The 550-nt window shown below is 46.9% G+C and carries 2 tRNA genes and 1 rRNA gene; all 3 read left to right on the forward strand.

Annotated features, from left to right (window positions below):
• Positions 1–78: ribosomal RNA gene (locus ACERJC_RS25475) — 16S ribosomal RNA — on the forward strand; the annotation flags it as partial.
• 70 nt (positions 79–148) lie between these two features.
• Positions 149–225 (forward strand) — tRNA-Ile (locus tag ACERJC_RS25480).
• Between the two features lie 106 nt (positions 226–331).
• Positions 332–407 (forward strand) — tRNA-Ala (locus ACERJC_RS25485).
• Positions 408–550: the final 143 nt, after the last annotated feature.

Raw genomic sequence — 550 nt, forward strand, 5'->3', positions numbered from 1 at the left:
ACCACTTTGTGATTCATGACTGGGGTGAAGTCGTAACAAGGTAACCGTAGGGGAACCTGCGGTTGGATCACCTCCTTACCTTAAAGAACCTGCCTTTGTAGTGTCCACACAGATTGTCTGATGAAAATTAGCAGTAAAAAATCTCTGCAGGCTTGTAGCTCAGGTGGTTAGAGCGCACCCCTGATAAGGGTGAGGTCGGTGGTTCAAGTCCACTCAGGCCTACCAAATTCCTTCTGATACTGCGTTGCGGCAACGCTCACATACTGATGTATGCTTCGCGTTACCACGCCTTGTCTCAGAACGAATTAAGGTTGATGAGATTAACTACGATGGGGCTATAGCTCAGCTGGGAGAGCGCCTGCTTTGCACGCAGGAGGTCTGCGGTTCGATCCCGCATAGCTCCACCATATTTACTGCAAAACCCAAGAAAACTTCAGAGTGTACCTGAAAAGGTTCACTGCGAAGTTTTGCTCTTTAAAAATCTGGATCAAGCTGAAAATTGAAACGACACACAGTTAATGTGTGTTCGAGTCTCTCAAATTTTCGCAAC

Source organism: Citrobacter telavivensis, assembly GCF_041807075.1.
Taxonomy (GTDB): domain Bacteria; phylum Pseudomonadota; class Gammaproteobacteria; order Enterobacterales; family Enterobacteriaceae; genus Citrobacter_A; species Citrobacter_A telavivensis.